Origin of the sequence: Bacillus sp. Je.9.29.b, assembly GCF_051129925.1 — a bacterium.
In the GTDB taxonomy this organism is placed as follows: domain Bacteria; phylum Bacillota; class Bacilli; order Bacillales; family Bacillaceae; genus Bacillus; species Bacillus safensis.
The window spans coordinates 111,698-131,116 of record NZ_JBCPSO010000004.1 but is presented as its reverse complement, the minus strand read 5'-3'; the positions used below and the strand labels follow the sequence as shown (position 1 = coordinate 131,116).

18 protein-coding genes are annotated in these 19,419 nt (G+C 40.1%); 3 read left to right on the top strand and 15 right to left on the bottom strand.

The genetic code is table 11. The features are described from left to right. Position 1: 1 nt before the first annotated feature. From AAZR19_RS09540 to AAZR19_RS09530, 3 genes are read right to left on the bottom strand one after another with little or no spacing between them, the layout of a single operon-like run. Positions 2 to 553, bottom strand: coding sequence for an AAA family ATPase (locus AAZR19_RS09540; protein WP_326349640.1), 552 nt, complete (start codon positions 551 to 553; stop codon positions 2 to 4). Between the two features lie 13 nt (positions 554 to 566). Next, a complete protein-coding gene (locus AAZR19_RS09535; RefSeq protein ID WP_041109072.1) occupies positions 567 to 1,601 on the bottom strand; it encodes a hypothetical protein in 1,035 nt (344 codons plus the stop codon). Between the two features lie 5 nt (positions 1,602 to 1,606). Continuing rightward, complete coding sequence (locus AAZR19_RS09530) at positions 1,607 to 2,836, bottom strand: methionine adenosyltransferase (RefSeq protein ID WP_226014859.1); 1,230 nt, start codon at positions 2,834 to 2,836, stop codon at positions 1,607 to 1,609. A gap of 109 nt (positions 2,837 to 2,945) precedes the next feature. Between AAZR19_RS09530 and AAZR19_RS09525 the strand changes: the two genes are divergently transcribed. After that, positions 2,946 to 4,028, top strand: a complete 1,083-nt coding sequence (locus tag AAZR19_RS09525; protein WP_326349641.1) for a serine hydrolase domain-containing protein — start codon at positions 2,946 to 2,948, stop codon at positions 4,026 to 4,028. On the opposite strand, the gene AAZR19_RS09520 is transcribed toward AAZR19_RS09525, so the two are convergent. Genes AAZR19_RS09520 through AAZR19_RS09505 form a run of 4 tightly spaced genes read right to left on the bottom strand, consistent with a single transcriptional unit; the run spans position 4,025 to position 7,981 of the window. Beyond that, positions 4,025 to 5,194 (bottom strand): hypothetical protein, encoded by a 1,170-nt coding sequence (locus AAZR19_RS09520; RefSeq protein WP_226014861.1) that lies wholly within the window; start codon positions 5,192 to 5,194, stop codon positions 4,025 to 4,027. The two genes, AAZR19_RS09525 and AAZR19_RS09520, sit on opposite strands and share 4 nt — an antisense overlap. Positions 5,195 to 5,217: 23 nt before the next feature. Continuing rightward, entirely contained in the window at positions 5,218 to 6,363 is a 1,146-nt protein-coding gene (locus AAZR19_RS09515) for a nucleotidyltransferase domain-containing protein (protein ID WP_326349642.1), read from the bottom strand. A gap of 6 nt (positions 6,364 to 6,369) precedes the next feature. Beyond that, positions 6,370 to 6,948: a CYTH domain-containing protein gene (locus AAZR19_RS09510; protein ID WP_144470524.1), complete on the bottom strand. Its 579-nt coding sequence runs from the start codon at positions 6,946 to 6,948 to the stop codon at positions 6,370 to 6,372. Between the two features lie 19 nt (positions 6,949 to 6,967). Then, positions 6,968 to 7,981 (bottom strand): hypothetical protein, encoded by a 1,014-nt coding sequence (locus AAZR19_RS09505; protein ID WP_202739057.1) that lies wholly within the window; start codon positions 7,979 to 7,981, stop codon positions 6,968 to 6,970. A gap of 101 nt (positions 7,982 to 8,082) precedes the next feature. On the opposite strand from AAZR19_RS09505, the gene AAZR19_RS09500 reads away from it, so the two are divergent. Continuing rightward, positions 8,083 to 8,343 carry an acyl carrier protein gene (locus tag AAZR19_RS09500; RefSeq protein WP_034281852.1) on the top strand — a complete coding sequence of 87 codons (261 nt, stop codon included), beginning with the start codon at positions 8,083 to 8,085 and terminating at the stop codon, positions 8,341 to 8,343. On the opposite strand, the gene AAZR19_RS09495 is transcribed toward AAZR19_RS09500, so the two are convergent. From AAZR19_RS09495 to AAZR19_RS09485, 3 genes are all read right to left on the bottom strand, one after another. After that, positions 8,330 to 10,048: an ABC transporter ATP-binding protein gene (locus AAZR19_RS09495; RefSeq protein ID WP_326349643.1), complete on the bottom strand. Its 1,719-nt coding sequence runs from the start codon at positions 10,046 to 10,048 to the stop codon at positions 8,330 to 8,332. The two genes, AAZR19_RS09500 and AAZR19_RS09495, sit on opposite strands and share 14 nt — an antisense overlap. Next, entirely contained in the window at positions 10,045 to 11,814 is a 1,770-nt protein-coding gene (locus AAZR19_RS09490; RefSeq protein ID WP_226014865.1) for an ABC transporter ATP-binding protein, read from the bottom strand. Before AAZR19_RS09490 ends, AAZR19_RS09495 begins: the two co-directional genes overlap by 4 nt. A 173-nt stretch (positions 11,815 to 11,987) precedes the next feature. Beyond that, entirely contained in the window at positions 11,988 to 12,908 is a 921-nt protein-coding gene (locus AAZR19_RS09485) for an aminoglycoside phosphotransferase family protein (protein WP_326349644.1), read from the bottom strand. A 170-nt stretch (positions 12,909 to 13,078) separates the two neighbouring features. On the opposite strand from AAZR19_RS09485, the gene AAZR19_RS09480 reads away from it, so the two are divergent. Next, a complete protein-coding gene (locus tag AAZR19_RS09480; protein WP_051627339.1) occupies positions 13,079 to 13,342 on the top strand; it encodes an acyl carrier protein in 264 nt (87 codons plus the stop codon). A 51-nt stretch (positions 13,343 to 13,393) separates the two neighbouring features. On the opposite strand, the gene AAZR19_RS09475 is transcribed toward AAZR19_RS09480, so the two are convergent. The 5 genes from AAZR19_RS09475 to ribF form a co-directional block, all read right to left on the bottom strand. Next, complete coding sequence (locus AAZR19_RS09475; RefSeq protein WP_041109058.1) at positions 13,394 to 14,626, bottom strand: M16 family metallopeptidase; 1,233 nt, start codon at positions 14,624 to 14,626, stop codon at positions 13,394 to 13,396. Positions 14,627 to 14,659: 33 nt separating this feature from the next. Next, positions 14,660 to 15,613, bottom strand: a complete 954-nt coding sequence (locus AAZR19_RS09470; protein WP_218677185.1) for a polysaccharide deacetylase family protein — start codon at positions 15,611 to 15,613, stop codon at positions 14,660 to 14,662. A gap of 124 nt (positions 15,614 to 15,737) precedes the next feature. Then, positions 15,738 to 17,855 carry a polyribonucleotide nucleotidyltransferase gene (gene pnp, locus AAZR19_RS09465; protein WP_024424134.1) on the bottom strand — a complete coding sequence of 706 codons (2,118 nt, stop codon included), beginning with the start codon at positions 17,853 to 17,855 and terminating at the stop codon, positions 15,738 to 15,740. Positions 17,856 to 18,036: 181 nt separating this feature from the next. Beyond that, entirely contained in the window at positions 18,037 to 18,306 is a 270-nt protein-coding gene (gene rpsO / locus AAZR19_RS09460; RefSeq protein ID WP_008354438.1) for a 30S ribosomal protein S15, read from the bottom strand. Positions 18,307 to 18,446: 140 nt separating this feature from the next. Beyond that, entirely contained in the window at positions 18,447 to 19,412 is a 966-nt protein-coding gene (gene ribF / locus AAZR19_RS09455) for a bifunctional riboflavin kinase/FAD synthetase (RefSeq protein WP_034623584.1), read from the bottom strand. Positions 19,413 to 19,419: the final 7 nt, after the last annotated feature.

Genomic DNA, 19,419 nt, shown 5'->3' with positions numbered 1-19,419 from the left:
CTCACCCCTTTTTCTCAAGGTTTTTGATTTTCATTAGCACCTGGTCTGCATCGTCCCGTTTGTCTATGCGCAGGCATTTCACATGAGATTTTTCTTTCAATTTGTGAAAAAGCTTTTCATTTTGATGAATCACCTCTGGATAGACTTGAAAGGCATATGAGAAAAAATGGAGCGCGTTACCCATTCGCTCCTTATTTCCATTCCAAAGTTTCTCCCTTGTGATGAGCCGTTTGAATGTCCTTTTCATGAGACGGGGGAATGTCTGTCTTCTCTTGACATCAAGCCAAATGATCGTATCAGCATATTCAGCCAATATGTGGTGAACAGATGAATATTGACCATCAACGACCCATTTCTTTTGTTTGACAATTTCATGGACGTTATCGATAAACACCGGTTTATCTGTTTTTTTCCAGTTCGCTTGCCAGAATAGGGCATCGAGCTCATAGTGAGGTAACGTTAACTCCTGCTTCAATTGATGTGCAAGGGTTGTTTTTCCAGATCCAGGTGGACCGACAATCCAAATTCGCTGGCTAGCTCCTTTATTGTTCAAGTTGTTCCCTCCGTTACAGAACACGTTCATGCTTTTGAATGTCGTTTCTCACTTTTACTAGCAGATCAAGTGCTTCATCCCAATTTAGGTTTTCTGTTAATTCAAATACGGGCGTTTCGCTTGAATGAATGGACACATCTTTACATAATAGATCTAATGCTTCCGCCGAAAAGCCATTTTCCTTTAACAGCTGGCCAAAAAGTGTATGCGCGGGAGTCAGTCTTGTATCAGGTGTACTAAAATAGTGAATCATTCCCGCCATCGCTTCTACAGGACCCGGTGACAGGTGAATGCCATTAAACCGAGTACACACGTTAGATAAACCAAACCGTTTTTGCTCAGACAGCAGCATGTGTTTAAATGAACCCGCTTTAGCCTCTTTAGGGTCCGTTGCACCGATGAAATCTTCTCTCAACATCCTCATTGGCTGCTTTGAAAAACATTCAATGACGATAATAGACTTTGCAGGTGCAGTGAACCACTCGATTTGACAAGGGTGGAATGAATTGAGCAGAAGCATTTTTTCTCCATCCACCTCGGCCTCTATGGCGTATGTGCCCGCACCCAACTTGTCTACCTTGACGTTTCGGGTTAAAAGCTCTAAACCATATGGCGTAAGCTCTTTGTACTTTTGTAAAAATTGATGGCCTCCATATATGAAATGTTCCTTCTTATTAAACTCTGGGTATTTCAAAGCCAGCATCTTTTTTGCTGCATCTGACACTTCACTCAGACCGTTTTTAGAAATTTTATTTAGCATCCCATATTGATTTTCAATTATTTTCTTTTCTTTCAAATATAAGGATGATATAACGCGCACGGCTCCTATTTGTACATCACGATCATCTAATCGGTGGAGAAGTTCATCTAGTATGAGATCAAGCTGTACACCTTTATTGATGCTTGTTAATTCAGGTTTTAGCATCAACAGAAGATGGTGTTGTTTCAATTGTTGTTGTTTTTCAATTTCATATGGATGAATGGTCACTGCCATAGGTTCTTTTGTATGAATACATGCATGAACGGCATCAATGACTCTTTTTTTCATCCTTTTTACCACATTGTCACGCCTTTAAAGATTAAATCTGTTGTCACATCGCCCATTGAATAAACCGCATTCATGACGAGATCTTCAATTCTTTTTCTATCAACTTCATTTCCATCCCACTGCTGAATACGGACGGCAATTTCATCCGGGTTGTGGAGCGGTGCCTCTTTTGAAGTAAAGATATGCACTTCTGTTGGCTTTTGAATCGTTTCAAAAATTTGATCTGCCAGCCTTTGTGCGAGCACCCCATATAATTTTCCTGTGTGATCAAGCGGGTTTTTCCCAGCTGGCGCTTCAATACTCATAGACCGCATTGGGGTGATCAGTCCATTTAATCTATTTCCTCTTCCAACAACTCCTACATCGCCGGTATCTGCTACAGAACCTAGCGCTGTTAAGTACGGACGGCCATTGCGATCTGTTGCGTTCAGCATGAGATCAGGCGTGAGGCCTAACGTTTCATGAATATAGCGAGCGATTTGATCTTGGCATTCTTTTTTGCGGGCAAAATACTCCTCAAGACTATGAATATCTTTAGCTAGAAATGGCATGTTCACAATGAGTTTAAAATCTTCATGACGTCTGCTTCCAAATATTTTTACATCCCAGCCGGTATCTGGATTGACCTTTTTAAATTCTGGGCCATTTACATAACGCTCTGTATAGAGAACCAGTTTCTCAAGACGGCTTAACGGGGCATGTGCATGCAGTAAGTTACAGTCGTTTGACACAAGCTTTGGATCACCGATTTCAATCATGTCCGTTTCAACCATCGGACGATATCGTGAATTTTTGCGTCCTGCCCCCTGATGATCAACGATTCGGCAGTCAATGACGAGATGTTCTTCAGGATCAAATCCTGTTGTCACCTCTGATAACACATCCTTTGCCGCATCGAAAAGAATCTGTTTAAGAGGAATGGGCTCATCGCCGTATGCGTATGCCCCTTTTCCAGCAAACACAACTTGATACGGTTTGACCATTGTCCCTTTCCCATACGTGACATCAGCATCTCCGCCAAGAAGCATGACTTTGTCAAACCAGTGGTGTGCCACTCTGCCGAAATGCTCCATGCAATATTGAGAATAGTATTGAGAAGCTCTTTCTGCTATGGCGTCACACATCGTATCTGGATGTCCTACACCTTTACGTTCCACAAGCTCATATGGAATTTGTTCTATATCTTGGCCATCACCTTTTAAAATATCAAGAATGGTTTTTTGAATTGTTTTCATCATCTATCGCCCGCTCTCTTTTAAAATATAAAAATATTGATCGTTCATCTTAAAACAACATGAAACATTTGGTAATATATATATATTCTGTATGAAAGAGGTGTCTATTTTGATCAATGAATCGATCCTGCAGCGTCTGCAAGATACAACCACTAATATTAGGAAATTATTGGAACAACATCAAATTCCCGGCTGTTCCATTTGTATTTCTCATGAAGATGAGCACATTTGGTCTTGGCATGAGGGCCTCGCTGATATTGAAAGCGGCACCCCTGTTACAAAAGACACAACCTTTCGAATTGGTTCTGTGACTAAACCTTTTACTGCAATGGTTATGATGAAATTGCGAGAGGAAGGATTCATTCAACTCGATGAACCCATTCATACTTACGAACCACTACTTTCTTTCATAAAAAGTCACTTGTCTGAACCAATTCCACTCACTTTCCGAATGATTGCCTCTCATATCTCAGGCCTGCCCAAAGCACTCGACAAAGCCGTTCATTTACGAGATATGACTCTAGCTCAGTGTATTGAAATACTCACTATTTTCACACCGCCTTGGTCTATCATCAATTATTCCAGTCTTGGCTACTCTATATTAAGTAAAGTGCTAGAAAAGGTGAGTCATCAGCCATATAGAGAATTAGTGCATACCCACATACTAAAACCGCTCGATTTGAAGCAAACTGGATTTATTGAAACAGCATCCACAGCCAAAGGGTATACAGTTTCTTCCTCAGGCCTGTCCCGCGTATCCTATCCAAGTGCTGAAACACCATCTTGGGAGGACGGTTCAAGCGGACTAATCTCCACAGCAGAAGATCTGATTCAATTCATTCAAGCTCAATACGGTGCAAACAGCGTGCTTCATCAGCATTCGCTAAAAGAAATGCAAAGCCCCGTTATGGTTGAAGAAGATTTCAGCAGAGGTGCCGGTCTTTCATGGTTTTTGAGACCTTTTAACGGATGCACCTTAGCTGAACATAGCGGAGAAATTAAAGGGTTCACCTCCTATATTGGATTCATTCCCAAGACAAAATTAGGTGTTTGCATTCTATTGAACTCTGACGAAAGGCTCGCACGGCCAATTGCCGAAATGCTCTTACAAATTTTGCTTCCAGCAGATCACGAGCAAATGAAAAAACGTGAAGACCGGCTCAAACGAATGTTTAGACAATCGTCTCTTTAAATCGAACTGACTTTTTTGTTTAACAGATCTGGAATTGCTTCTTGCAGATAACGCGGATCACCCTCTAAATAAAAGCATGGCATGTTAAACAAGTGATGGATAAGCTCAGATGCCTTTTGCTCCAGAAAGGTATCTGACACATGCCGAAGTCCGAGCCAGCCTTTTAAATAGTCGGGATCTTCTGGTTCTCTTATATTTGCTGCCATAATGTCTTTTGCTCTTTGATCATCTTTTTTTACCGGCACAAGCCTAATCTCACCCGAACCTATTTTAAGTGAAGGAAAAATCACCATATCTACTTTCGTAGAGCTTCTAATCGTTGTTCCTGTCATTTCAGCAGCTTCTTTTGGTGTAATTTCAAACTTACAGCCGCTCGCCCATTTTTCTTTTGCCTCTTCCTCTGTTGATATGGTTTCATCCCATATTGTTTTATCTTGAGACCGGCTGAATTTTTTGTTTTTCAGTTCCTGTATATTTGTGGTGGCTTGGACAGTTCCTACTCCAAGCGCCAAGCACATCGGCCATCCATACACAATAAGTTCCTGATCTTCAAGCACTGAAATGGAACGATCGTTTGTGATAAAATCTGCTCCTCCATGATGCAAAAACTGCCACATAGTGGTTGATTTCCCGGCACCTTTATCGCCGATAATGAGCGCTCCTTTTTGGCCATCTTCAAAAGAGACAGCTGCTGCATGCGTAAAGCATCCGCCTTGATTTTCTAATGTTCTAAGGGCAATTTCTCGAACAATTCGCAGTGGACAGCGTATCGCAGACTCATTATTGTTTTTTCCAATCACAGCATAACGCCCGTTATTGACCGCCACACTATGCGGTTCGTCACCTTCATGTGAGGCAAATAATACTTGATCGTCTAATGTTAATCGTTTGTAAGTAAACTTCCTCTTTGCAGTAATGGTTTCACCCTTTTGAAAGCAAGCACTGCGAACAGACTGTTCAAGCTCCGGATCAATGATAAACCGTATTTCAATCTGTGATGGGATATCCCCCTCGCGGCGATCCAATTCTTTTGGGATATAATGTTCAATATCTTCAATCGCCAGCAATTCCATTGATAGAATATGAAAATGAATACCTGCAAACACAAATGATTTTTCATAAGGAAAATCGGTCTTCGGCTTTTCAAAAAGCGCTTTTATATCCATATCGAATCCTCCTATTCAATTTGCTATTGCCTTTCAGGAAATAGCTGTATGGCTGGTTCCTCTTCAAGCTCATCGCGATTATCCAAGCTGAAAAAACGTTCAATAAAGGATTTTTTCCATATTTTCGAAGAACCGAAATCATTCTCTCCATAGGCTTCTAAGAATGATTGGTCACTCATGTCTAGCTGCTTCAATTCGTCAATATAGTTCGTTTGGTACAATAAATCTAAAAACGTGAACGTGTAAAAAAGTGCTTTCTCGGCCCCTAATTCCTTCGCTCTTTCTTGCAAAGCATGCCAATCAAGCTGATTTTGCTCTTCAGCAAACATGACGTACTCCCTTACATCACAAAACTTAATCAAATTAAGATCTGCATGTAAGTAGACATACTGTACGTTTGTTGCCTCCTTATATAGATGGAAGGCAAGATGGATAAGAAAATCTAACGGCTGAAGCAAATAGACATCTGTTTGAAAAAAGGGCTTTTCTTCAGCAGCATCCAGCAAGGCATTTGTTGCTTCGTAGTTTTTTTTCAGCTCAACATCATAAGAGAAATCGACCCGGTGTACCTTCAAAAAATCTTCTCCGCTTCGTTTAATATGTGAATAAAGATTCCCGGCATTTATTCTCCACATCATTTCTTCTTCTCTTTCAATCGGTATTTCCTGATCGGCAGCCCAGTCATATTTCCCGATGATAAATCCTTCCTTCTTGAGCAATGAAGAGGCATTCTTCCGGTCATCTGGATGAATTAAGAAATCAAGGTCTGACATCATTCGCAGTCCATAATCTTTGTACACAAGCGGGGTTAAAATGGCACCTTTAAGGGGGACTGCTTTCAGCTTTGCATTTCGGAATGTTTGTAAAAGACGCTTGAATTCTTTGAATCTCTCCACATTTTTTTGCCGATTCCCTATATAGTGATAGTGAAGCAAAAATTTGTATGTTGTCGTCATGCTTTTTTCATCATCAAGGCGAATCAAATGAGGCGTCATCAGCTGAAGCACCTTATGTCTTGATGCCAGTCCAATTAATTTAGGCATATCGATGCCATCTTTCAATAGAGCTCTAATAGACTCTTCTTCTTGTTCATTTAATTGAATACGTGAGCTAAGTAATAACAGCCTCTGCTCGTTTGAGAGAGTGGATTGATCCAAAACAGCCCGCATGTTTGACTACTCCTTCCCGTAAAACGATTGAAATCTAGTGATAAATCGAGAGCGCTTCCCTTTTCGATTGACTGGCATGTCCAAATCATCAGTTAGTGTATGAAACAATTGATCTGCCTCATATGCTTTTTCACTGTCATATTCAATTTCCAGTTCATAATCTGTGATGCCAAGATAGCTGCTTTGATCCAAATCGACTTTGATGCCTTTCTCAATGTAAAAGGTTGTTCGCTCAGTGACTAATAGTCCTAACAATTCTGGCTGTTGAGAGATTGTAATCGGTAAAGACGTCATGATGTTCTGTATATCTAATTTTTGCGGTAGCTCCTCAATAGGTAATGACGTTTCTTCTCTTACTCTTTTATAGCCAGACGTTTGACTGGGGCGTTTGATTTCAAGTGTTAGTTTGCCGCTGATTTGACGGATACGTACGGTATAGCCAAATCGTTTTAATAAAAAATCTGGTGTGTCGTAATAGTAATTGAAATTAAGTACATAAGTAGGGGTATGACTTTGTATGAACATGTCATATATGTGCTGAAAATCTGCTTGTGACAACAAATATTTGTACTCCTGCTCAACCATAACTCACCTCCAAAAAGTCTTACACGACAATGTCGGATTGTTCAAGAAGCTCTTGAATGAGGGCAGTGCCTTTCTCTAAAGAAGTAAATGCCTGCTTTAATGAGTAACAAGGCACCTTTTCCGCTAATGCGTTAAGGAATGGTTCTAGCTCTTCGGGTGTTGGCAATGTGAAATACGGTAATAAGAATTCATTATGTCTTCCAGGATTAATGACTGCATGCTGCTTCAAACGTTCCGCTGCTTCCTCTGGGGTGATTTTCGAAAGTTCTGCACCAGTTTGCCCGTGAGGTAAAAATTCAGGAAACACCATCACATCGATTTTTCCTATTGTTTTGACTTCACGTGAAAACCATTTTTCTAGCTCCTCTGGATATACAAAATGATAGCTTTTATCATCCTCGTTAAATGGATGACTCGATGTTTGGAGTCTGTATGGGGTACCTAGCTTTTCAATGGCTTCAAACGAATCTTTCCGAATACTCATAGATCTCGGCCAGCCAGTTCCTGTGTACTCGGTGTTCGTATATGAAACACCTATATCATCGTTTGTGATATATCGGGCATCAGTTAATGATAATAAGGATAAGATGGTGGACGTTTTCCCTGCCCTTGATCCGCCTACTAGGGCAATTCCCTTTTGATTCATCTCCATCATGCCCCCATGCAAATAGATGAGTCCATCCTGATAACACAAAAGACGAAGCAAAACTCTTATTAACCGAAGCGCATGCTGGGCTGCCCATCTGACATCTTTTGGTTCATCTATCACAATGACTTTTTTCTCTCCGTCATACAGGTAGCGGCAGCGGGGCTCCATCTTCGTTTCGTAAAAGACTTCTTCAAGAGGTATTTCTTTTTGAATTTCTTGTGCATATTTACTGGTTAAAATCGTCCAAACGTCACCTTCATGTTTTTCTGTTATTTTGCTGCAATCAATATAGGGATGCACTTTACTTATCACTAAATTCTGAACTGATTCATCTGCACCTAATACGACACGAACATCATTTTTTTGATAGCTTACATATGACAATGAATGCCACCCCTTATGATAGATTTATAAAAACAATTGCATTTTTTTCCTTCATCAACCAAAATGTAACATATATCAATCTCTTAGAAAGGAGCCGCGACATGAATGAACTGACAATAACTGAAGTTGAAGAAAAAATTGTTCAGCTTGTCATGAATAAGTTGTCTCTCAATGAGCAGCCAAGCCGGGATGATAGTTTAAAAGCTTTAGGATTAAATTCTGTCCAAATCGTCTCTTTTGTTATTTCATTAGAGGACACCTTTCATATTGCCTTTGAAGACGAAGAATTACACCCTGACCACTTCCGCACCTTAGAACGACTCTTCACTTTAGTTAAAAACAAACTGACTAAGACGCTGTAATTACCTGGGCCATAAATAAAGAGCGGTAATGCGAGGAGGCTTCCATCAGCTCCTCATGAGTACCGCAGCTTTGAACAGCACCGCCTTCAAGTACATAGATTAAATCTGCATTTTGTATGGTCGATAATCTGTGTGCAATCACAAGCAAGGTGCCGCCTCCTTTGGCATCGTCTATCCCTTTTTGAACCTTCCTTTCTGTCTGCCGATCTAGCGCGGAGGTCGCCTCATCTAATATAAGTAAATCAGCCTGTTTTAAAAACGCTCTGGCGATAGCTAAACGCTGTCTTTGTCCTCCTGATAGGGAAATTCCCCTCTCTCCAATGACTGTGTCAAAACCTTTTTCAAGCCCTTTGATGAAGGAAAGAATTTGTGCAACTTCACACGCCTGTTCAAGTTGTTCTTCGGTCACATCATGTAATCCCATGATTAAATTCAGGCGTATCGTGTCTGGGAAAAAATAGGGCTCTTGCGGGACAACGGCTATTCGTTTTAATAAATGAGATGGATTGATCTCTGATAGATCAACCCCATTCACCAAAATTCCCCCGCTATCTGGCTGGTAAAGTCCAACTGTAAGCTTTGAGATCGTCGATTTCCCGCTGCCGCTCGCTCCAACAATCGCCACTTTCCTTCCCTTTGGAATATGAAGATTCAAGCCGTCTAAAGCGCCTTTAGATGTTTGTTCATAAGAAAAGCAAACATCTTCAAACACCACGTCTTCTACAGCATCTATTCGTTTTGTTCCTTTTTCTTCGTTTTCCATTTGCAACACTTCTGCTATTCGGTGAACAGATGCACGCTGTTGGAAAAATTCAAATACATACTGGAATAACTCTTGATAACTCTTCATTAATTGAGATGCATATTGGTAAATGACGACAAATAAACCGATGGACATGTTTCCTGCTGCTACTTGATATGTGCCAAACACTAGAACTGATAGTATCCCAAACCATTTCAATGGCTCTGTTAAAAAAAGAAGCTTGTTTTGAAACTTACCTTCCTTCATGACACGATCCATCATTTTGTTAAACAGCTTTTCATACAAACCGATTTCCCACTTGCGTCGATCGAATGCGACAACTTCCCTTGTAGAAGAAATGCCTTCTTCTACATGCACGAATAGGTCTGATCTTCTCTCCTGCACATCTTTTGCTATGTTTGTTGCCGTTTTCGCCATTTTTTTACCGACAATAAAATAACAAGCGCTTGCAAAGAGAAGCAAGAAAAATAAGACAGAACTCACAGATAGTAAAATGATAGATAAAACAATGGCCATAAAAATCGTTTGTACAATTTTCGGTATATGTAAAGCAGCCGTAACAGCAACTGTCTTTACATCTTGATTAAGTTTGTGTAAATAAAAACTGACTGGGTGAATTTTATATGATCTCATGGATACTTGCTGAAGCTGATCTAACATCATTTTCTGCAATGAATGATGGATGGTCAGATAGTTTTTATGCATCACATATGGGCTGGCAACAAACATCACAACATATACAAAAAATATAATGGCAAACAGCATCAAGATTTGGGAGAAATGCTGACTGATACCACTATTCAAAAGAACATCATCAATGAGCCACTTTTGCAGTCCTATCATGGCTAAATTAGCTGCTGCTTCAATCAAAACGAGTAAAAGAGCAAGGATGAGCATCCATTTTTGCCTTGTGATCAAAAGAAACAGCCAATTTTTTCTCATGTTACACCTGCCTCCTTTTCTGAGCGGTCAGACGCCAATTGATAAAAATGCCCTTTTTTCCTCATCAATTCATGAAATGGTCCAGTCTCTAACACACAACCATCTTTTATAAAAATAATTCTGTCAAAATGGCTGACCGTTGATAAACGATGCGCAACCGCAATGACAGTAGACTCCTTAAATGTTTGGTGTAATGCCTGCTGGACTTTTTGCTCACTGACATTGTCAAGAGATGCTGTGGCTTCGTCGAGTAATACAACACTTGGATTTTTAGCAAATAGCCTGGCAATCGCTATTTTTTGCTTTTGCCCTCCGGAAAGTTTTAATCCCCTTTCCCCGAGTATGGTGTCGTATCCATTTTCTAACTCTCTTATAAATGAATCACAGTCTGCTTTTTTTGCGGCTTCAATGATCTGTTGATCTGAAAGACTTGTATCTCCAAAACGAATATTGTCCTTTACACTCATATTAAATAAGAACGTTTCTTGAAAAACAAATCCCATCGCACCTCTTATTTGACTAGTAGGTAAACGGCGCAAATCAACTCCATTCATTGTAATCATCCCAGATGAGGGATCATAAAAGCGTCCAATTAGCTTAAGAAGCGATGTTTTCCCTCCGCCGCTTGTACCGACAAGCGCTACTTTTTCACCCTTCCGAATATGTAGATTCATTTCTTTTAATAAAGGAGGATGATTGGGATAATGAAAACTGACGTCATGAAACACGATATCGCCTTCTACATGATCAAGGTACACCGGCTGCTGAGGCTCTCTAATATCAGGTGTTTTTTTCATAAAATGATATAAAGGTTCAATTTGAAATGTTAATATTCGTTGTTCTGTTAAAAGTGTGACAATGGAAGTAAGCATATGCATCGCTGAAAAATAATATAATATATATGCCACAAAACCACCTGTCGTTAGCTGTCCAGTCTTTACAAGGTGGATACCAATACCAAAAGTGGCAAGAGCGCCAATATAATAAGTCAGCCTGCGGTTGCTTCCTCGTAAATAGGCGAAAAAAACATTTTTCTCATGATCTTGGCGCACTTTTTCATGGAGTTTTTGAATTCGTTCCATATCCCATTTCATATAGCCTAAAATTCTAAGCTCTTCCATCGAAGCAAGACTTTCGTATAATTTTGTTTGCAACGTGCGAAAACCTTCTGCACTTTGTCTACCGTAGATCGTGGCCTTTTTTTCAAGCCATGGTCCAAAGACATAGTAGAGAATAAAACTTGGAATGATGATTAGGGTGAGAAAAATAGAAATGTTTATCATAAAATAAAGTGAGATGGCGATAAATAATATCTGATTGATAAATTGTGGGAAGTATCGTCTGTAAATTTCTTGTACAGCTCGTGTCTGTGTGTTAACAAAGGAGAGTGTTTCACTAACAGAATGTTGTTCGTAGTATGAGAAACCAAGTTGACGGATTTGCTGGAAGGCAGCAAATTGTGAATCTCTTGAGGCTTGTTCAATTAATTTTCTTTGCCATAAATTTCGTGCGGCTGTCAGTATAATACCGAGTACAATTAAGCCAGTCAGTCCTAACAATAAACCATTCATTTTTGAAAAGTCTTTTGCTGGCAAAATGGTCTCAATAAAATATTGAATAAATTTAGGTATGATGAGCTCGCTCAAGGTAATAACGAAACCACTCATAATAACTAGAATCACTTTACCTGTATAAGGCTTTAAGAATGAAAGCGTCCATAAATAAACACGCCATAACTGCTTTGAATCCTTGTCGATTTGTTTCAATCCACCACCAGCCTTTTGCTCTTTTTCAACAAAAAACGGAATTTTTTTACATCTTTTTCGATCCTTGTTTGGATTATATAAAATGTTTTTAGTCATGACAATGTGTAATTTGCATCATTATAACAAAAAAGGCAGTGACTTCCATCCCTGCCCAATCGTCCTATATTTCACTGTTATCTAGTGTTACGCGCATACCACTGAGGCTCTATTTGATTAAAATAATCATGTTCTTTTAGCACATTTTCTAGTCTTTCAATCATCTCATCCATTTGACCCGGATCGAATTTAATGACCCACATAATCGATGAAAAGATACTCATTGCGACATAAACAGAGTAAAGTAGCCAAAAATCATCTGGAATGTTCCCATCAAAATATCCATTGATTTGACCAGCCGAAAAAGCTTCACTTGTTTCTCTGCTGAAAAGAGCTACTTTATAAAAATCGTGAATGGGATCTCCCCAGTCAAAATTGTTAAAATCAATAACACCTGCATATTTATCATTGTTTACAATAATGTTCCCTAAATGAAAATCATCGTGCTGAAATTGATTAGGCCTGCCTTTCACAATATCTATGTGCTTTGCTATAAACTGAGCCACTTTTTCATCCCCTTCAAGGGAGAAACCGCTTTCCCGGTAAGCAGCTAAATATCGATGATGCTTTTTAATGACACGATCTTCCCAAGGTTCGATGTGTGAAGGTGCCGGATATTTATGCATATTTCTTAAATCCTGACCTGCACTTCCCCCGATAGCATACTGCTGTTCTTCAGTTAACTCACTCATGATTTCTTTTGCTTCCTGGCCTTCTATAAACGATAAAATATAGTACACTTGCTGTTTTGCTTCTAAGACACCGATATTCACTGGATCAGCACACTGAACACCATGACGTCTTAATTCGGAAAGTAGCTCTAACTGCATCTTTATTTTGTCATACTGGTCTTGATCTGTGAATCGAAGGACATATTTTTCACCTGACACGGTAGTCATGACCCATTTTTCATCCCGAGAATATCCTTTATCAATGTGGTCTATGCTGACCGCTTCTTTTAATAAGGGAATGTGCTGCATAAGGTCTGTTTTATTCATGGATTGATTCATCCTTCCCAGTCTCTTTTCTTCTCACTCTACCAAATATTCCATTTGAATAGAATGATTAACAATTCCTATTTATGTCGAAACTGCTTTACAATGTTTTTTCATTCTAATATAGTTAATTTATGTAAATGATAGAAAATTTGTAAAAGGGAGCGTTGCAGATGAATGAAACGACAGATGTCCTTTCACTTTCAAGTCAAGTAAAAGATTTGGTTCTGCGTTCTTTGGATGATAGCAGCAAGGTTTCTATTGGTGCAGATGAGGAATTAACAAATCACGGTCTCGATTCGATTAAAGCAGTTTCACTCATTTTGGAATTAGAAGAGGTTTTTGATATTCAATTTGCAGATGAGGAATTACTGACAGAGCACTTTTCAACAATCAATAAAATTGTTCATCAGCTGCAAAACAAGTTAGCTGATTAATCTTTTTTACATGAAAAAAAGGCATCTCTTTAAAAGACATGCCTTTTTTGTTTAAGCAGAAGGTACATCACCCGTCGGACTAATAAGCGAGAGCGCATAATCTTCTGTAAAGATTCGTTTAGATAAGTTATTCACGCCGTCTAATGTGACGCTGTTGATTTCATCAATAATTTCATCGAGTGTCCGATGTTTGCCAAGGAGCAGTTCATTTTTACCGTTTCGGCTCATTTTGCTGTTTGTGCTTTCAAGGCTGAGCATAAGGTTGCCTTTCATTTGCTCCTTAGAGTTCTCTAGTTCTTTCTGCGTGATTCCCTCACGCTTTAAGACGTCTAATGTTTGTAAGATGGTCTCAGAGAGCAGGTTTAGCTGCTTCGCTCCAGTTCCGCCATAAATCGTCAGCATTCCATTATCTGCAAATGAACTGTGATAGCTGAAGACGGAATACGCAAGTCCTTTGTCCTCTCTTACATCTTGGAATAATCGGCTACTCATGCTTCCGCCAAGAACATTATTTAAGACGATTAAGTCATAGATGCCCTTATCTCCAGCTGGAAGGCCATTAAAGCCCAAGCATAGGTGCGCTTGTTCCGTTTCCTTTTTGCGTGTGAGCTTGTCATAATGAAATGCTGGAGCTTCTACAGGCTGCTTTTTCCCTTTTCCTTCATAAGAGCCGAATAACTTTTCAACCTCACGAATAAAGGTCTCATCTACGTTCCCTGCAACAGAGATCACGACGCGGTCCGGGGTATAGAATTCATCCATGTATTTTCTAAGTGAGTCTCCGTTAAAGGTAGAGAGTGTTTCCTCTGTTCCTAAAATTGGATATCCTAATGAATGATCACCATAAATGGCTTTGCTTAATAAATCATGAACGATGTCATCAGGAGTATCCTCATACATTTTAATTTCTTCGTACACCACATTTTTTTCTTTTTTCAGCTCTTCTTCATCAAAAGCAGAGTGAAAGAACATGTCGCTTAATACATCGAGGGCGTAGCCAGCATGTGAATCAAGCACCTTCGCATAGTAGCAAGTGTATTCTTTTGATGTAAAGGCATTCACTTGACCACCAATGCGGTCAAAGGATTCTGCGATATCACGTGCAGATCTTGTCTTTGTCCCTTTAAAGAACATATGCTCTAAAAAGTGTGAGATTCCATTAATTTCAGGTGTCTCATGTCTAGAGCCTGTTCCAATCCAGACGCCAATTGCGACAGACCTTACAGTGGGATTGTTTTCGAGTACAATTCTTACTCCGTTTTGGCAAGTATACGTTTTGACCAAGTTTTGCTCCTCCTATTCAACAAACAGATCGCATCACGGATGTCTTTTTTCACTTAGGAGGTCAGAAACCGTCCCTAATTCATATCCTCTTTCTTTAATTTGAGTGATAAGTGCGTCAAGACTTTTCGCTGTTGCATCTGTTGGATGCATTAATATCATCGCCCCATTGTGAATTTTCCCAAGCACCCGCTTTTGTAAAATAGCCGGGGATGGTTTTTGCCAGTCGATGGTGTCTACTGTCCACATAATGGTTTCCATGCCTTCTTGTTTGGCAAGCTTGACTGTTTCTTCTTTAAAGCTGCCGCTTGGAGGCGCAAACCATTTTGGTTTCTTCCCAAGGGATTCTTCAATTTGGCGATTTGTTTTCGTTATCTGCTCTAATGCTCGTTCTCTTGTCAGTGTGCGCATATCTGGGTGATTGTATGAATGATTTCCAATTTCATGACCATCTGCCACGATTTTTTTAGCAAGCTCTGTGCTTTTTTTCACCCATTTGCCTTCTAAGAAAAAGGTCGCCTTGACTTGATGCTTTTCCAGCGTCTTTAACATGTTGATTAAATGCTCATCACCCCAAGCTACGTTGATGAGGAATGCATTCATTTTTTTATCTGGATGTCCTTTATAAATGGGCTCTGCACCAAGCTCATGTAAATGAGTAGATGGTTTTGTTTCATTAAAAACAAGCAGCTTTTCATCGAATGACCCCTGTTTCTTCATTTTTTCATAAGAGGCATCGATATCAACTGTCTGTCCATTTAAGCCAGGCATCTTTTTCCACACTTTATCAATCTTAGCATTTTGCGCCTTTACTTCATAGTCAGAAGACTTCGATTCAATCTCCTGATATAAAATATCTTTTGACACAGATGCAACCTCGGCATGCTCTTTCATTGATTCAATATATGTAACAGCAGCCGGCTGCTTCATCGTTTGATATGACACGAGCAGTAAAAATACAAACACAATGAATGGTAACGTTTTTTTCAATGGTTGTCCCTCCCCTATACCACAAATTATGATGGGGAGAAACAAGCTAGAACTATTGTTAGCGCAAGAAAAGAAAGAAGCCTGGCACGGATACCTGGCTTCTAACACATTTTATTTGATCTCATTAAGACTGCTTTTCTTCTTTTTCCTTTTCTTCACGTAAAACAGCTTTCCGAGAAAGGTTCACACGGCCTTGTTTATCGATTTCAGTGACTTTGACAAGTAATTCATCGCCAAGTTTCACGACATCTTCTACTTTGCCCACACGCTCAAGCGCAAGCTCAGAAATATGAACAAGTCCATCTTTTCCACTGAAGATTTCAAGGAAGGCACCGAATTTTTCAATGCGTTTGACTTTACCTAAGTAAAGCTGTCCTACTTCAACTTCTCTCACAAGATCTTCAATGATTTTCTTCGCTTTTTGGTTCATATCTTCTTCTGTAGAAGAAATAAAGATTGTACCATCTTGTTCAATATCGATTTTCACACCGGTATCTTCAATGATTTTATTGATTTGTTTACCGCTTGGTCCAATGACATCGCGAATTTTATCCGGATTGATTGTCATCGTTAAGATTTTAGGTGCATAACGAGACAATTCTCCTCTAGAAGCAGGAATCGTTGACAGCATGCTGTCTAAGATTTCCATTCTTCCTTTTTTCGCTTGTTGAAGAGCCTCTTCTAAGATGTCTTTTGACAAGCCATCGATTTTGATGTCCATTTGAAGGGCTGTGACACCTTTTGATGTACCTGCAACTTTAAAGTCCATATCTCCAAGTGCATCTTCCATTCCTTGAATGTCTGTCAGCACTGTGTAGTATTCACCAGATTTCACCAGTCCCATTGCAATCCCTGCAACTGGTGCTTTAATTGGAACACCGGCATCCATCATCGCAAGTGTGCTTGCGCAAATACTTGCTTGTGAAGTAGATCCGTTAGATTCTAATACCTCTGAAACGAGGCGAACCGTATAAGGGAAATCTTTTTCGGATGGAATGACTGGTTCTAGTGCACGTTCACCTAGTGCACCATGTCCGATCTCACGACGGCCTGGACCGCGCATTGGACCTGTCTCACCAACACTGAATTGCGGGAAGTTGTAATGGTGCATGAAGCGTTTTGATTCTTCAACACCTAGACCATCAAGAATTTGCACATCGCCAAGTGCACCTAATGTACAAATACTGAGCGCCTGTGTTTGTCCTCTTGTAAATAGGCCTGAACCGTGCGTTCTTGGCAGAAGTCCTACTTCTGAAGAAAGTGGACGGATTTGATCTACGCCGCGTCCATCTGGACGTACTTTCTCTTCAGTGATCAGACGGCGAACTTCGTTTTTGACAAGCTTGTTTAATACATCTTTCGCTTGTTTAATCGTTGCTTCGTCACGTTCTTCTGCTTCAAACTTCTCAACTACAGCTTTTTTCACAGCACTGATTGCATCCTCACGCGCATGCTTCTCATGTACTTGAATCGCTTTCAGCAGGTCAGCTTCAGCAAGTGCTTTTACTTCGTCTGCTAACGTTTGATCTACTTCATATAAAGGAATATCAATTTTTTCTTTACCGACTGCCTTCACAATTTCTTCTTGGAATTCGATTAAGCGTTTGATCTCTTGGTGACCGTACATGATCGCTTCAAGCATTGTTTCTTCCGGTACTTCATCAGCACCAGCTTCTACCATGTTGATCGCATCTTTTGTTCCGGCAACCACAAGATTGATGTCACTTTGTTCAAGCTGCTCCACATTCGGGTTAATGATCAGCTTTCCATCCACTCGTCCTACTGTAACGCCGGCGATTGGTCCCTCAAATGGAATGTCAGACACACATAAAGCTAAAGATGAGCCAAACATTGCAGCCATTTCAGATGAACAATCTTGATCCACACTCATGACGATACTAATGACTTGTACTTCGTTTCTAAATCCATCTGCAAACAGCGGACGAATTGGTCTGTCAATTAAGCGGCTCGCAAGGATCGCCTTTTCACTTGGACGGCCTTCTCTTTTAATGAAGCCGCCAGGAATTTTACCTACTGCGTATAGTCTTTCTTCGTAGTTCACAGTGAGCGGGAAGAAATCAAGTGGTTTTGGTTCTTTAGAAGCTGTTGCTGAGCTAAGCACAGCCGTATCTCCGTAGCGTACGAGGACCGCTCCGTTTGCTTGCTTTGCAAGCTGGCCAGTTTCAACTGTCAGTTGACGTCCAGCCCAGTCTATGGTGAAGACATGTTTCTCTTGTCCCATTCTGAGATAAACTCCTCTCTTATCGTAAAATTTTAGTTAGTTCTTATTATGAACAAAATGATTTTCACATATCAATGTGAAAGCTGTATGTAGAAGGGTATTTGCCATTCTTTCAACATTTTAACCATAAAATATTAGTGATTATACGATAAAAAAGCGGGAATCCTCCCGCTTTTTACGATTATCGACGTAAGCCTAGTTTGTTAATTAACTCACGGTAACGAGTTACGTCTTTATTACGTAGATACGTAAGAAGATTACGACGTCTACCTACCATTTTCAAAAGACCGCGACGTGAGTGGTGATCTTTCTTATGAGTACGTAAATGCTCGTTCAAGTTGTTAATTGATTCTGTTAGGACAGCGATCTGAACTTCTGGAGATCCAGTATCAGATTCGTGTGTTTTGAACTCATTAATTAATTGCGTTTTACGCTCTTGAGTAATAGCCATCCTGTTTCACCTCCAAATCATGTTAGCCCCATCTACCTCGCAGCCGTCGGTGAAGTCGGCCTGCCAAGTAAGTGGTTTTAAAGCTACAGGAATTATCATACTAAAAATATGCTGAATTTGCAAATGGTAGAGCAGTTTTTCTATGATTTTTTTGTTTGCTTATGCTGATCTTGAAAAAACTGAATCGCTTCTTCTTTATCTTGACTGATTTGAGCCGTCAGCTCCTGGATTCCGTTAAATTTTCGTTCACTGCGAATGCGCTTGAACCATTGTAATTTAATCGGCTGGCCATATATTTCTTCGTTAAAATCAAAGAGGTTTACTTCAATGGCAGGCTGATCAGGACGTTTTTCATAAAATGTTGGTTTATAGCCGACATTACAAACGCCGTCATATACTTTACCTTTTACTTCCGCTCTTACTGCATATACCCCTGTTGGCGGAATAATGTATTCAGCAGATAAGCCGACATTAGCTGTCGGAAATCCGATCGTCCGTCCGCGTTTGTCTCCATGGATGACAATGCCGCGAAGCTGATAAGGTTTTCCTAAAAGCTCGCTCACATATTCAACATCCCCATTTTTTAATGCGGAACGGATGAGAGTGGAGCTGACTTTTCGGTCTTGATTGGACAGCTTAGGTACGATGGTTGCATTGATACGGCCTTTTCCGTATTCATCGAACGTTTCCATTGTGCCTGCACCAAAGCGGCCAAACGTAAAATCAAACCCCGCTACTGCGTGCTTCACATTCAGTTCATCCAAATATTGATCCACAAACTCTTGAGGAGATAGAGCTGCAAAGCTCTCGCTGAATTGTACGATGTATAAATAGTCAGCGCCCAGCTGTTCGATAAAATCAATTTTATCCTCAAGCGGTGTAATTAAGTCTTTTGGTTCCCGTGCCTTTTGCAAAACATGTGATGGATGCGGATGAAAGGTCATGACTGCTAAGGCCAATCCTTCTTTTTCCGCAATGCTTTTCGCTTCATCAATGACTTTTTGATGCCCGAGGTGAACACCGTCAAAGTACCCTAAAGCCATGACAGACGGGACTTGATCCTTTTGATTCAATGTATGTGGGTGTGAAATATGTATAGTCTTCACGAGATGT